The sequence below is a fragment of the Acidovorax sp. 1608163 genome, assembly GCF_003669015.1.
Lineage (GTDB): Bacteria > Pseudomonadota > Gammaproteobacteria > Burkholderiales > Burkholderiaceae_C > Acidovorax.
Genome location: NZ_CP033069.1, coordinates 745899 through 758553 on the forward strand (window position 1 = coordinate 745899; position 12655 = coordinate 758553).

Here is a 12655-nt window from a genome sequence, read left to right on the forward strand (position 1 = left end):
ACGCATGCGCGCAGACGTATTTTTGGTGGAAGGTGGCCATGCGGCCACGCGCTCGCAAGCGCAGCGCTTGATCGCCTCGGGGGTGGAGTGGCGCCTGACGCCCTTGTCGCCCTGGAACAAAGTGGCCAAGAACGGGGATGACATTCCGTCGGTGGCCGAGGTGCGGCTGCTGGACGATGCCGAGGCCAAATACATCTCGCGTGGCGGGCTCAAGCTCGAAGGCGCTTTGCAGGCCACGGGCCTAGCCGTCCAAGGGCTGCGCTGCCTGGATGTGGGGCAGAGCACCGGGGGCTTCACGGATTGCCTGCTGCAGCACGGTGCGACCCAGGTGGTGGGCGTGGATGTGGGCCATGGGCAGTTGCACGAGCGCCTGCGGGGCGATGTGCGCGTGGTGGGCGTGGAAGGGCTCAACGCCCGGGCGATGACGGCCGAGTCGCTGCTGGAAGGCTGCGAGGCGGCCTTGTCCGAAGAGCTGGTGCAAGACCACGAAGACAACGACACCCAGCCGGTGGCCCCCTACAGCTGGATGCGCAATGGCGGCTTGATCGATGAAGAGTACGACGACAGTGACGACGCCAAAGAGCAAGACGTAGAGACCTTCAAGGCCGAACGAGCCGCCAAGGCCCGCGCGCGGGCTGAGGGCACTTTGCCCGTGGTGCGCCAGCGCCGAGAGGGGCGAGAGGATGTGCAGGTCACGCCCGTGTTTGACCTGGTAACGGGTGACCTGTCGTTCATCTCGCTGACCTTGGTGCTGCCCGCCCTGGTGCCCCTGATGGCGCCGCAGGGCCGTTTGCTCATGCTGGTCAAGCCGCAGTTCGAATTGCAGCCTGGCCAAGTCGGCAAGGGCGGCATTGTGCGCGACGAGGCTTTGTATGCCGTCGTGGAAAAGCGCATCCGTGATTGCTGCGCAGAGCTGGGCTTGCAGGTGCTTGCGTGGATGGAAAGCCCCATCCAGGGCGGCGATGGCAACCGGGAATTTTTTGTGGATGCAAGGAGGACGGCATGAACGCTGCCAAGACAGAAGCCACCGGATTTCCGGTGAGTCTGGAGTTTTTCCCCCCGAAAACGCCCGAAGGGGCTGAAAAGCTGCGCGCTGTGCGCCAGCAGCTGTATGCGCTGCACCCTGAGTTTTGCTCCGTGACCTATGGCGCCGGTGGCTCCACGCAGGAGGGCACGTTCACCACGGTGCGTGAAATCCTCGCTGAGGGCGTGAGTGCCGCATCGCACTTCTCGTGCATCGGCGCCACCCGCCAGTCGGTGCGTGAGCAACTGGCCGTGCTCAAGGGCATGGGGGTTCGCCGCCTGGTCGCCTTGCGGGGCGATCTGCCCAGCGGCTACGGTGCGGGCGGCGAGTTCCAGTACGCCAGCGATCTGGTTACCTTTATCCGCGAAGAAACGGGCCGCGACTTCCACATCGAGGTGGCTGCCTACCCAGAGGTGCATCCCCAGGCACGTTCGCCAGAGGCTGACTTGAAGGCTTATGTGGCCAAGGTGCAAGCGGGCGCAGATGCCGCGATCACCCAGTATTTCTACAACAGCGATGCCTACTTCCGATTTTTGGAAGACACCCAGAAGCTGGGCGCCAACATCCCCGTGGTGCCAGGGATCATGCCCATCTCCAGCTCCACGCAGTTGATGCGCTTCTCCGACGCCTGTGGCGCTGAAATCCCCCGCTGGATTCGCTTGCGTCTGCAGGGTTTTGGCGACGATACCGCCAGCATCAAGGCGTTTGGCCTGGACGTGGTGACAGACCTGTGCGATCAACTGCGCAGTGCGGGCGTGCCTGCCTTGCATTTCTACACCATGAACCAAAGCGCCGCGACTTTGGAAATCTGCCGCCGTCTGGAGCTGTAGGCGTGCAGCTGCGACAGGGCGCCCTCTGGGCGCAGGCACACTGCCGCGCAATGGACTCCCTGCACGCTGCGCTGGCACTGGCGTGGCGGTGCGGTGGCTGCGCAGCCATTTGGGTCGGCCTGGCTGCATCCACAGATGCGCTGGCGCAGGGCCTGGCGGCACCGGCGCCCGTCGCGGCTGGTGTGCCTGCCGTGTCTGCAGCGCCAGAGGCCAGTTCCCCCGCTTTGGTGGAGGTTCCTGCTCCGTCTCCCGCCTCGGACGCGCGGCGCGCAGCACAGCGTTCATCCATTGATTTGCTGGCGGATGTAGACGGTGCGGAAGAGGACGATGACGCCGACGTGCAGCCCAGCGAGACCGGGCTGGCTTCCTGGTATGGACCAGGTTTTCACAAGCGGCGCACGGCCAGCGGGGAGCGCTTTGATATGCATGCCCTGACGGCCGCCCACCGCACGCTGCCGTTTGGCACGTTGGTCTGCGTTCGCAGCCAGGCCACAGGCCGCGGAGTGGTGGTGCGCATCAACGACCGCGGCCCGCATGTGGCCAACCGGGTACTGGATTTAAGCCGTGGCGCGGCGCTGGCGCTGGGCATGGGCGGCTTGGGGCTTAAACCGGTGGATGTGTTTCCGCTGGGTTCGGGCGAAGACACTTGCCCGCCCAAACGCCCTGAGTAGCTTGGAACGGTGGCCTGGCCCGCCAGAGGGCCGGGCCAGGGCATGGATGGTCAGCCCCCGGATTCCAGCGTATGCGTGGCGTGCTTGTCCTGGGCCAGCAACTCCACCATTTGTGGCAGCGCTTCTTTCAGCGCGGCTTTCAGCGTGAAGGGTGGGTTGATCAGAAACATGCCGCTGGCTGGCAGACCTGGGCGCTTGACTTCGCCTGCTGCGTCTTCCGTTATTTTGCTCGATTTGACGGTCAGCGTGGCATGCAGCCAGCTCTTGCCGGCCTTTGTGGCCATGGTCTTGAGTCGGCGGGGCAGGTCATGGGCCTCGGGGCGCGGAATGATGGGGTACCACACGGCGTACGTACCCGTCGCAAAACGCTTGAGCGAATCGGCCACCATGTCCAGCACCTTGCCGTAGTCGCTCTTCATTTCATAGCTGGGATCGCACAGCAGCAAAGCGCGGCGGGCCGGTGGCGGTAAGAATTTCTTGATGCCTTCAAAGCCGTCTTCATGCAGCACGGCCACTTGCCTGCCCGCATTGAGCTGGGCCACATTGCCCGCCAGTGCGCGCATGTCGGTCGGGTGCAACTCAAACACCTTGAGCTTGTCGTGTTCGCGCAGCAGCCGTTGGCTGATGAAGGGGGAGCCGGGGTACACCTTGGTCTTGGTGCCCTGGTTGAAGGCGCGCACCATGTCTACGTAGGCTGCCAGCGCCGGGGTCAGGGGCGGTACTTCCGGGGCGACCAGCCGCAAGATGCCATCGGCGGCTTCGGCGCTGGTGCTGGCGTAGTCACCGTCCAGGCGGTACAGGCCGGCGCCCGCATGGGTGTCCAGCACGGTCAGTGCCGCGTCTTTCTCCGTAAGGTATTGCAAAGTGGCAATCAAAACGGTGTGCTTGAGCACATCGGCATGGTTGCCCGCGTGGAAGGCGTGGCGGTAACTGAACATGTCGCTATGGTAACGATTGCGGGCCGTCTCTTGGGGCGTACCCTGATCTATCTCGGCCAGTGGTGCGTGCGTTCAAGGCAAAATCGAGGGCATTCGGGCAGGCTGTGATGTTTTTGGCAGACAGTCTGCTTTTTGTTGCCTTTGTACCTGCGGTGATGCAGCATCATCGCCTGTGTCAGCGGGCTGGCGCTGGGCTGGTGCCCGCTGAATTTTGCTTTAGACGCTGGACTGCCACGCTTTTTTCACCATGACCGAACGTTCCAGTCAAACCTCTGCCAGCGGCGTAAGCCACGTCGATGCGCTGCCCCCTGGCACCCGCTTGGCGGAGTTCGAGATTCTGGCGTTGCTAGGGGTGGGTGGCTTTGGCATGGTCTACAAGGCGTTTGACCACTCGCTGCACCGCGCTGTCGCGATCAAGGAATACATGCCCTCGGCCCTGGCCGGGCGTGCGCAGGGACAGTCGCTGTGGGTGCGCTCTTCGTCAGACCAGCAGACCTTCCAGGCGGGCCTGGCTTCTTTTGTGGGCGAGGCGCGTCTTCTGGCGCAGTTTGACCACCCCTCCCTGGTGAAGGTGTTCCGCTTTTGGGAGGCGAACAACACGGCCTATATGGTCATGCCCCTGTACAGCGGCATGACGTTCAAGCAAGCCAGGGCGCAAATGCGCATTCCGCCGCCAGAGGCCTGGCTGCGCAAGGTGCTGTGGTCCGTGCTCGGTGCCTTGCAGGTGTTGCATGAGGGCAAGACGCTGCACCGCGATATTTCGCCGGACAATATTTTCTTGCAGGACTACGGCCCCCCAGTGTTGCTCGATTTGGGGGCTGCACGCCATGCCATCAACGACCAGGGGCGTCAGCACACGGCGGTGCTCAAGGTCAATTACGCGCCTATCGAGCAGTATTCCGAGTCCGATGAGGATCTGCGCCAGGGGCCGTGGAGTGACCTCTACTCTTTGGCGGCAGTGGTGCATGGCTGCCTGTGCAACGACACTCCGCTGCCCGCCACCTTGCGCTCCATCCGTGATCGCATGGTGCCTTTCTCTCGCGTGGCCAAAACCGTCAAGCGCCAATTGGGTGTGGAGTATTCCGCGCCCTTTGTTGCAGCCATCAGCCAGGCATTGGCATTGCGCCCCGAGGATCGGCCGCAGAGCATTGAGGCCTTTTTGCACGCCATGGAGATGGAGTCGCCCCCCGAGGGGGTTGCCGATTTCGACTTCCGGGCCGATTTGGGGGACATCTGGGTAGAGCCTGCCGATCAGCCAGGCCCTGGTTTGGTCACCCCGACGGTGGATGTGACCTCTGCGCCCAAAATCATCGCGGATATCCAGGCGCAGACGGAAAAGGCGTTGGGGGCGCAAGACGCTTCGGCCGCCAATGATGCGCCGTTGCGCAAAGCCTCTGATGGGGATGCCTCGTATGCAGCCTCTGGGCCCGATACGGTGGCGGTAGATGCGGCAGACACCGTTTTCATGGACCCCGGGGACACCGTGGTGCAGGATGAGCATGGGGCAAGCCACGCCGCAGACGCGCGCGCGGCGGCAGCTTCCTCATACAGGGGACGTGCCAGCAAGTCGGGCGGTGTGCAGGACGCGACGCCTCGGCGTGCGCATCGCACCTCCGGGGCGCGGCGCAGCCGTGGCTTGGGCTGGGGCGTCGTTTTGGTGGCGTCTTTGTTGGTGGTCGGGGCTGCCGCTTGGTGGACCCACGGACGCAAAGCGACTGTGGAAGACGACATCATCACAGAGCTGGCGCAGCCTGCGATCGCACCACCGATGCCGGAGGCGTCGGCCCCTGACACGACTGCGTCGGAGCCGTTGCTTGTGGCCAGCGAGGTCGTGGCCGCAACTGCGTCGGCTGCCGCGGTCGATGCGTCCCCGGCCTCGACAGCTTCGGCTGCAGTCCCACCGGCAAAGCCAACGGCGCGCAGTGCTGCGGCCAAAAAAGCCCAACCCGAGCCAGCGCCTGCTCCCCAGGTGGTGGAAGCCCCACCCCCGCCACCCCCGCCTCCGCCAGAACCCAAGCCCAGGCCCACCCCTGTACGGGCTCCCAGTCCCCAAGAGGTGTGTGCCAATGCGAGCTTTTTTGCCAAGCCCATGTGCATTCACCAGGAATGCCAAAAGCCTTCGCAGGCTGGGTTGGCTATCTGCGTCGAAACGCGCAAGCGCTACGAAGCGGACGAGCAGCGTGCGCGGCAAATGTCCAACTGAGCCGATCATCCTGGGCGCTGGCTGCGCCTCGTTTCTTCGTTGAACAGCCTTTCTGCGCGGTCGGCGTTCTTTCTGCCGACAGATCAGGCTTGTGCTGGTTGCGTTGAACTTCGTATAATGGCGGGCTTCGCAGCGATTTAGTGGCCCCGCGGCGAACACTTCTTACCACCTAAGAGGCTTCCTTCAGAGAAGCACCGACCGTGGAAAAGGGCCCTCAAACCCCTCTTGAAAAGAGAAACTCATGTCTACATTCAGCGCAAAGCCCGCTGAGGTCGTGCACGAGTGGTTTGTGGTTGACGCGACCAATAAGGTCCTCGGACGAGTAGCCAGCGAAGTTGCTCTCCGTTTGCGCGGCAAACACAAGGCCATTTACACGCCTCACGTCGATACCGGTGATTTCATCGTCGTTATCAACGCAGCACAACTCAAGGTCACTGGCACCAAGTCCCTGGACAAGGTGTACTACCGTCACTCGGGCTATCCCGGCGGTATCACAGCCACCAACTTCCGCGACATGCAAGCCAAGCACCCTGGCCGTGCTCTGGAAAAGGCTGTCAAGGGCATGCTGCCCAAGGGTCCCCTTGGCTACGCAATGATCAAGAAACTCAAGGTGTATGGCGGTGCAGAGCATCCCCACGCCGCCCAGCAGCCCAAAGCGCTGGAAATCTAAGGAGCCTTGAGATGATTGGTGAATGGAACAATGGCACCGGCCGTCGCAAGTCCAGCGTCGCCCGCGTGTTTCTGAAAAAAGGCTCCGGCAAGATCACTGTGAACGGCAAGGACATCCAGTCCTACTTCGGCCGTGAAACATCGATCATGATTGCCAAGCAACCCCTGGTGCTGACCAACCATGTCGAAACTTTCGACATCCAGGTCAATGTCCATGGTGGTGGTGAATCCGGTCAAGCCGGTGCAACCCGCCACGGCATCACCCGCGCTCTGATCGACTACGACACGACGCTCAAGCCCGCACTGAGCCAAGCTGGCTTCGTGACGCGTGACGCCCGTGAAGTGGAACGTAAGAAGGTCGGTCTGCGCTCTGCACGTCGTGCAAAGCAGTTCTCGAAGCGTTAATCTTCGCGACCTTGCGAGGCGGGGGGGCTTGCACCCTGTCTCTCAGAAACCGCCTTCGGGCGGTTTTTTCGTTTATGGTGCGCACTTCGCAAAGAGGGATGGACCGTTCATGCGTTTTCGTTTGCTTCGTCGTCGTTTGACGATCAGTGCGCCCCGCGTGGCGGTGCGCAGCGCACTGCCTTGGCCTCTGCGCTGGCTGGTTTTGGCCTTGGTGATGGGGCTCAGTGGTGCAGCGGCGTTGTGGGCGTTCGAGTTTGGAAAATCCATCGCTGGCCTGGAGTCTGGTACCCGTGATGACATCCTGCGCCTGCGCACAGAGGTGGAAGAACTGCGGGAGCAGTCGCAGCAACGCCAGACCTTGTCGCAGACTGCCGAGAGCCTGCTCACCGCTGACCGCGCGACGCTGGAGCGTCTGACAGCCCAGGTGAGGCAACTGGAAACTGAAAACCGCATGTTGCGGGATGATCTGGGCTTTTTTGAAAAGCTGATGCCCGTTTCCAATACGGATGGGGTAGCCATCCGGGGCTTGCAGGCGGAAGTGGTGGGTGGGGTGCAATTGCGGTGGCAGGTGCTGGTGATCCAGGCGGCGGCCCGCAACGCGTCTGACTTCAAGGGACGACTGGAGTTGGTGGTGACCGGCACCCGGGAGGGCAAGCCTTGGACGCAGATTTTGCCGCCCGAGGGGCAGCCGCTGCAATTTCGGCAGTACAGGCGTCTGGACGGCTTGCTTCCGCTGCCTTTGAATGTCGTGGTAAAAACTGTGACTGCCCGTGTCTTGGAGGGGCAGGCGGTGCGTGCAGTCCAGGCCACTGAGTTGGATTGACATCGACGGCGGGATTTGGCTGCGACCCTGGTGCCCGCAGGCGCGCACTAGGCCATGCCAGTCGCTGCCAAGCATTCGGCAGACTTTAGATTACCCATGTGCGGGGCATTCTGTGGCTTGCCCTGATCCCTTCCTTCATTTGGTGCCTTGATGTGCACTTCAGGAGTCCCTTTATGTTCTCGCGTAAAAAACAGCCTCCCATCAAGAGTTTGATTGCCCATGGCACCCGGATCGAGGGCAATGTGCTGTTTGAGGAGGGCATTCGGATTGATGGCGATGTCATTGGTGATATCCGCGCCGCCACAGAGCAGCCCAGCATTTTGGTGATTTCGGAGACAGCGCGGGTGGATGGGGCGGTGCATGCGGACCATGTCATCGTCAATGGCTCGGTGGTGGGGCCTGTGCATGCCGCAGAGCTACTGGAGCTGCAGCCCAAGGCGCGCATCACTGGCAACGTGCACTACCGTGCGCTGGAGATGCACCAGGGGGCCATGATTGCCGGGCAGCTCTTCCCTGCCGCCGTGTTGGTGGAAGAAAAGCCCCCACTCAAACTAGCGTCAAACAATTCCTGAGGCGGTGGCGCTGCCGTGTTGCAGTACCATCCCAGCCAAATACTGAACCCGGAGTTCCCCATGAGCGCTGTTGCCGAAAATGTCTCCACCGAGATGCCTGCCCCGATTCTGTTCACGGACAGTGCCGCCGCCAAGGTGGCCGATCTGATTGCTGAAGAGGGCAACCCCGATTTGAAGTTGCGGGTGTTTGTGCAGGGTGGCGGCTGCTCTGGCTTCCAATACGGCTTCACTTTCGATGAGATCACCAACGAAGACGACACCACCATGACTAAAAACGGTGTGTCGCTGCTGATCGATGCCATGAGCTACCAGTACCTGGTGGGTGCAGAGATCGACTACAAGGAAGACCTGCAAGGCGCCCAGTTCGTCATCAAGAACCCGAACGCCACCACGACCTGCGGTTGCGGTTCGAGCTTTTCGACCTGATCAACAGATGTCGCCCCTTTTTGAGGGGGGCTTATGCGGGGTAGATCGCCCCGAGTACACGGGCGCCTTGGGCGCCCGTGACGTTTGGCAGGCTGCCCGTCAGCCCTTGCAGGGTTTGGCGGGCCAGCCAGGCAAATGCGCTGGCTTCGACCTGCATGACAGGCAAGCCCAGGGCGTCCGAGGGTTGTACCAAGACGGGGCCTAGCAGGGCCTGCAGCCTTTGCATGAGGTGGGTGTTCAATGCGCCCCCGCCGCACACCTCCAAGCGGGTGGCGCATTGCCCGTGCAAGGTGGCACTGTCGGCACAGGCGCGGGCGGTGAATTCGGTGAGAGTGGCCTGCACATCCGCAGGTGGGATGTCGGGATAGGCCTGTAACTTGGCATCCAGCCAGTGCACATTGAAGAGATCGCGCCCGGTGCTTTTGGGCGGCAACTTCTGCAAAAACGGCTCCTGCAGGAAGTCGGCCAACAGCCCTGGGTGTACGGAGCCGCTTGCAGCCCACTGGCCTTGCGCGTCGTAGGGGTGGCCTGTGTGCCGCTGGCACCAGTGGTCCATGAGTGCATTGCCCGGGCCGCAATCAAAGCCGATGACCGGTCCGTGGGCGGGCAGGATGCTGATGTTGGAAATGCCGCCGATGTTTAGCGCCATCACTGTCTCTGTGGCGCTTCCAAAGATGCCTTGGTGGAATGCAGGTACTAGCGGTGCGCCTTGGCCGCCTGCGGCAACATCCCGGCTGCGAAAGTCGGCCACGACCGCAATGGCTGTGAGCTCTGCCAGCAGGGCGGGATTTTGCAGCTGCAGGGTGTAGCCCGTGCCGTCAAATTCCTGGGGGCGATGCCGCACCGTCTGGCCATGGGCGCCTATCGCGCGCACTTCACTCGCCTGGACATGGGCGTCCTGGAGCAGGGTGTTGACCAGCTCGGCGTAGATGCGAGACACCGCATTGCCTGCCAGTGCAGCGCGGTGCAGCTCGTCTGCGCCCGGGGTGTTGAGTGCGAGGAGGTCGCTCTTGAGCCCCTCTGGAAAGGGCTGAGCGCGGTAGCCCAAGACCTGGAGTTGGGGCCCTGCAAAGTCCACCAACACTGCATCGGCACCATCGAGTGAGGTGCCAGACATCAGGCCAATATAAAGCTCGCGCATGGATCGGGCCGTCAAGCGGTGTGAGGCAAGCTGCGGCCCGCTGGGGCTGGCCGAGTGGGCTTGGCGTTACTGGGCGCTGGCTTGCTGAAGCAGCTCTGCCGATGACAGCTGGATGCGCATGGCAGATGCCAGGCGGTCAAACGCAGCGCGGGCGGAGGCCGACACGGGGGCGGCTGCTTCGCTTTGCTGGGCGATGGTTTGCGGATCTTGGTGCTGGCCGTTGATGCGGAATTCAAAATGCAAGTGCGGGCCTGTGGCCCAGCCGGTGGAGCCCACGGCCCCCACGGTTTGGCCTTGCGAGACCGATTGCCCGTTCTTCACGTCGATGCGGCTCAAATGGGCATAGACGGTGACATGCTGGTTGCGGTGCTTGACGAAGATGACGTTGCCAAAACCGTTTTGCACGCCAGCAAACTCCACCACACCATCGCCCACCGTGCGCACTGCGGTGCCTGTGGGGGCTGCGTAGTCGGTGCCCAGGTGGGCACGCCAGGTTTGCAAAATGGGGTGCAGGCGCATCTTGAAGCCGCTGGTCACCCGGGAGAACTCGACCGGCGAGGCCAGGTAGGCGCGGCGCATGCTCTCGCCTTCCAGGGTGTAGTAGGCGCCCTTGGAGGCTTCGGTCTCCTGGAACCAGACGGCCTGGTGGGTCTTGCCGTTGTTGCGGAACTCGGTGCTCAGCACGCGGCCGCTGCGCAGGGGCTCGCCATCGGCCTCCAGCGTTTCGTACACCACGGCAAAGCGGTCTTCCTTGCGCAGCGAACGGTGAAAGTCGATGTTGCCTGAGAAGATCTCGGCCACTTGCACGGCCACGCCATCGGGGATGTTGGCGGCGTCGGTGGCTGCAAAGAGGGAGCTGCGGATCACGCCCCCGGCCAGGCGCGTGCCTTTGGTCAGTGGTGCGGTTTCGATGCGCGAGGAAAAGCGCTCGTCCTGGCGCTCTACCACCAGGCGGCGGAAGGTGCCGCTGTCATCGGGGGCCCAGCGTGCAGTCAGGCGCACCAGGCGGTGGTCGTCGGTGGTCTCTGCCGAAATCAGCCGACCAGCTCGGCCCAGCAAATTTTGTCGCACAGCATTGTCAGAACGCAAAAAAGCGGCCGCTGCCGGGTCTGCCACGCCCATGCGCTGCAGCAGAGACTCTGCCGTGTCGCTGCTGCGGGTTTGTTCAGAGCGGTACAGCGAAAAACCGGGGGCGTCGAGCGATTCCAGGGCCAGGTTTTCTGCCAGCGATTCGACGGGGTAGCTCACCGTCTTGGTGGGCAGCTCAGAGGCGTCGGGCCCCAGCGAGGCCACGGCGAATGCGCCACCGCCGCCGGTCAGCAGCAGGGCTGCGATGGCGGCAGTGATACGTCGGGGGTGTTTTTGAGCGGTCTGGGACAGTCGATCAAGCAAAGCCAAGCTGGCGGTGGTCAAGCCGTGAATCAATGTTCTATCCCCAGAGGTGAGTGTGTCTTCGCTCAAGACCTGGGCCAGGGGCCCTGCGGAAGTCGGAGGCACAGAGATGCAAACAAGGCAATTTTCAGCGGGTGAAACCCGGGCCGAAACGGCGGGCCTACTAGAATCCGCCTTTGCAATGGAGCCCGAGTATAGCGGCGCGTCATCCTCAGACATCGAAAAAAACCCTTATGAATCAATCAGCTGTTACAACAAGCCCGCTGTCCGATGGTGTACGCCAGGCCCTCGAAATTTCGCTGCGCGGCGTGGAAGAATTGCTGCCGCAGGATGAGTGGACCAAGAAGCTGGTGCGTTCGGAATCCACTGGTCAACCCTTGCGCATCAAGCTGGGCCTGGACCCCACGGCCCCCGACATTCATATCGGCCACACCGTGGTGCTCAACAAGATGCGACAGTTGCAAGATCTGGGCCACCAGGTGATCTTCCTGATCGGTGACTTCACCACCTTGATCGGTGACCCTTCCGGGCGCAACAGCACGCGCCCGCCGCTCACGCCCGAGCAAATCAAGTTCAACGCAGAGACTTACTACACGCAGGCCGCCAAGGTTCTGGACCCTGCGCGCACCGAGATCCGCTACAACAGCGAGTGGTGTGATGCCCTGGGTGCGCGGGGCATGATCCAGCTGTCGGCCAAGTACACGGTGGCGCGCATGATGGAGCGCAACGACTTTCACCAGCGTTTTACCGATGGCAGTTCCATCAGCCTGCACGAGTTCTTGTACCCGCTGCTCCAGGGCTACGACTCGGTCGCCTTGAAGAGTGACCTGGAACTGGGTGGCACGGACCAAAAGTTCAATTTGCTGATGGGCCGCCATCTTCAGCAGGAGTATGGGCAGGAGCCGCAGTGCGTGCTCACCATGCCGCTCTTGGTGGGGCTGGACGGCGTGGACAAGATGTCCAAGTCCAAGAACAACTACATCGGTATCACCGAAGAGCCCAACACCATGTTTGCCAAGGTGCTGTCGATTTCGGACACGCTGATGTGGGACTGGTACACGCTGCTGTCGTTCAAGAGCCTGGCCGAGATCGCTGCGCTCAAGGCCGAGATTGCCGGCGGGCGCAACCCCAAGGACGCCAAAGTGATGCTAGCCAAGGAGATCACCACGCGCTTTCACAGCGCGGCGGCGGCCGATGCGGCGGAGCAGGATTTCACCAACCGCAGCAAGGGCGGCGTGCCGGACGACATCCCCGAAGTGGCTCTGACGGGCGCGCCACTGGGCATTGGCGCGCTGCTCAAGCAGGCCAACTTGGCCCCCTCGGGCAGCGAAGCCAACCGCCTGATCGATGGCGGCGGTGTGCGTGTGGACGGCAACGTGGTCAGCGACAAGGGCCTGAAGCTGGATGCTGGCACCTACGTGGTGCAGGTGGGCAAGCGCAAGTTTGCGCGTGTGCAGCTGGGTTGATTCGGATTTATGTGAAAAAGGGCGCTAGCGCCCTTCAAATAAGCGCGGGAAGCTATCGAAAGTGTAGCGTTCTGCGCTTTTTTATGGGCGTCATG

Annotated in this window: 13 protein-coding genes; 10 read left to right on the top strand and 3 right to left on the bottom strand. The window is 62.4% G+C overall.

What is annotated here, in order from left to right:
- The first annotated feature begins 4 nt into the window (after window positions 1-4).
- Genes EAG14_RS03345 through EAG14_RS03355 form a run of 3 tightly spaced genes read left to right on the top strand, consistent with a single transcriptional unit; the run spans window position 5 to window position 2525 of the window.
- Window positions 5-1006 carry a TlyA family RNA methyltransferase gene (locus EAG14_RS03345; protein ID WP_099742042.1) on the top strand — a complete coding sequence of 334 codons (1002 nt, stop codon included), beginning with the start codon at window positions 5-7 and terminating at the stop codon, window positions 1004-1006.
- On the top strand, window positions 1003-1854 hold the full coding sequence (gene metF / locus EAG14_RS03350; RefSeq protein WP_099656683.1) for a methylenetetrahydrofolate reductase [NAD(P)H]: 852 nt from the start codon (window positions 1003-1005) through the stop codon (window positions 1852-1854). The genes EAG14_RS03345 and metF overlap by 4 nt, the downstream gene beginning before the upstream one ends.
- A 50-nt stretch (window positions 1855-1904) precedes the next feature.
- Entirely contained in the window at window positions 1905-2525 is a 621-nt protein-coding gene (locus EAG14_RS03355; protein ID WP_121730271.1) for a septal ring lytic transglycosylase RlpA family protein, read from the top strand.
- 50 nt (window positions 2526-2575) lie between these two features.
- Here EAG14_RS03355 and EAG14_RS03360 read toward each other — a convergent pair whose 3' ends face one another.
- Entirely contained in the window at window positions 2576-3463 is an 888-nt protein-coding gene (locus EAG14_RS03360; RefSeq protein ID WP_099656681.1) for a 23S rRNA (adenine(2030)-N(6))-methyltransferase RlmJ, read from the bottom strand.
- A 247-nt stretch (window positions 3464-3710) separates the two neighbouring features.
- Here EAG14_RS03360 and EAG14_RS03365 point away from each other — a divergent pair, with 247 nt between their 5' ends.
- The 6 genes from EAG14_RS03365 to erpA all read left to right on the top strand — a co-directional run bounded on the left by EAG14_RS03365 (window position 3711) and on the right by erpA (window position 8561).
- Window positions 3711-5666 (top strand): serine/threonine-protein kinase, encoded by a 1956-nt coding sequence (locus EAG14_RS03365; RefSeq protein ID WP_121728057.1) that lies wholly within the window; start codon window positions 3711-3713, stop codon window positions 5664-5666.
- 241 nt (window positions 5667-5907) lie between these two features.
- Complete coding sequence (gene rplM, locus EAG14_RS03370; RefSeq protein WP_121728058.1) at window positions 5908-6336, top strand: 50S ribosomal protein L13; 429 nt, start codon at window positions 5908-5910, stop codon at window positions 6334-6336.
- A gap of 11 nt (window positions 6337-6347) precedes the next feature.
- Window positions 6348-6740 carry a 30S ribosomal protein S9 gene (rpsI, locus tag EAG14_RS03375; RefSeq protein WP_099656678.1) on the top strand — a complete coding sequence of 131 codons (393 nt, stop codon included), beginning with the start codon at window positions 6348-6350 and terminating at the stop codon, window positions 6738-6740.
- 109 nt (window positions 6741-6849) lie between these two features.
- Complete coding sequence (locus EAG14_RS03380) at window positions 6850-7563, top strand: DUF6776 family protein (RefSeq protein WP_121728059.1); 714 nt, start codon at window positions 6850-6852, stop codon at window positions 7561-7563.
- 173 nt (window positions 7564-7736) lie between these two features.
- Window positions 7737-8135 carry a polymer-forming cytoskeletal protein gene (locus EAG14_RS03385; protein ID WP_099656676.1) on the top strand — a complete coding sequence of 133 codons (399 nt, stop codon included), beginning with the start codon at window positions 7737-7739 and terminating at the stop codon, window positions 8133-8135.
- A gap of 60 nt (window positions 8136-8195) precedes the next feature.
- Complete coding sequence (erpA, locus tag EAG14_RS03390) at window positions 8196-8561, top strand: iron-sulfur cluster insertion protein ErpA (RefSeq protein ID WP_099656675.1); 366 nt, start codon at window positions 8196-8198, stop codon at window positions 8559-8561.
- A gap of 31 nt (window positions 8562-8592) precedes the next feature.
- Here the strand turns inward: erpA and EAG14_RS03395 are convergent, their stop codons facing one another.
- Together EAG14_RS03395 and EAG14_RS03400 are read right to left on the bottom strand one after the other, a co-directional pair.
- The gene (locus EAG14_RS03395; RefSeq protein WP_121728060.1) at window positions 8593-9702 is read right to left on the bottom strand and encodes an anhydro-N-acetylmuramic acid kinase; all 1110 of its coding nucleotides are present in this window, start codon (window positions 9700-9702) and stop codon (window positions 8593-8595) included.
- 66 nt (window positions 9703-9768) lie between these two features.
- On the bottom strand, window positions 9769-11127 hold the full coding sequence (locus EAG14_RS03400) for a M23 family metallopeptidase (protein WP_121728061.1): 1359 nt from the start codon (window positions 11125-11127) through the stop codon (window positions 9769-9771).
- A gap of 200 nt (window positions 11128-11327) precedes the next feature.
- Between EAG14_RS03400 and tyrS the strand changes: the two genes are divergently transcribed.
- Window positions 11328-12560, top strand: coding sequence for a tyrosine--tRNA ligase (gene tyrS / locus EAG14_RS03405; RefSeq protein ID WP_099742037.1), 1233 nt, complete (start codon window positions 11328-11330; stop codon window positions 12558-12560).
- Window positions 12561-12655: the final 95 nt, after the last annotated feature.

What these genes read in the sequence shown, in the direction of transcription:
- EAG14_RS03345 (WP_099742042.1), top strand. Translation starts at nt 5, where the DNA reads ATGCGCGCAGACGTATTTTTGGTGGAAGGTGGCCATGCGGCCACGCGC.
- metF (WP_099656683.1), top strand. Translation starts at nt 1,003, where the DNA reads ATGAACGCTGCCAAGACAGAAGCCACCGGATTTCCGGTGAGTCTGGAG.
- EAG14_RS03355 (WP_121730271.1), top strand. Translation starts at nt 1,905, where the DNA reads ATGGACTCCCTGCACGCTGCGCTGGCACTGGCGTGGCGGTGCGGTGGC.
- EAG14_RS03360 (WP_099656681.1), bottom strand. Translation starts at nt 3,463, where the DNA reads ATGTTCAGTTACCGCCACGCCTTCCACGCGGGCAACCATGCCGATGTG.
- EAG14_RS03365 (WP_121728057.1), top strand. Translation starts at nt 3,711, where the DNA reads ATGACCGAACGTTCCAGTCAAACCTCTGCCAGCGGCGTAAGCCACGTC.
- rplM (WP_121728058.1), top strand. Translation starts at nt 5,908, where the DNA reads ATGTCTACATTCAGCGCAAAGCCCGCTGAGGTCGTGCACGAGTGGTTT.
- rpsI (WP_099656678.1), top strand. Translation starts at nt 6,348, where the DNA reads ATGATTGGTGAATGGAACAATGGCACCGGCCGTCGCAAGTCCAGCGTC.
- EAG14_RS03380 (WP_121728059.1), top strand. Translation starts at nt 6,850, where the DNA reads ATGCGTTTTCGTTTGCTTCGTCGTCGTTTGACGATCAGTGCGCCCCGC.
- EAG14_RS03385 (WP_099656676.1), top strand. Translation starts at nt 7,737, where the DNA reads ATGTTCTCGCGTAAAAAACAGCCTCCCATCAAGAGTTTGATTGCCCAT.
- erpA (WP_099656675.1), top strand. Translation starts at nt 8,196, where the DNA reads ATGAGCGCTGTTGCCGAAAATGTCTCCACCGAGATGCCTGCCCCGATT.
- EAG14_RS03395 (WP_121728060.1), bottom strand. Translation starts at nt 9,702, where the DNA reads ATGCGCGAGCTTTATATTGGCCTGATGTCTGGCACCTCACTCGATGGT.
- tyrS (WP_099742037.1), top strand. Translation starts at nt 11,328, where the DNA reads ATGAATCAATCAGCTGTTACAACAAGCCCGCTGTCCGATGGTGTACGC.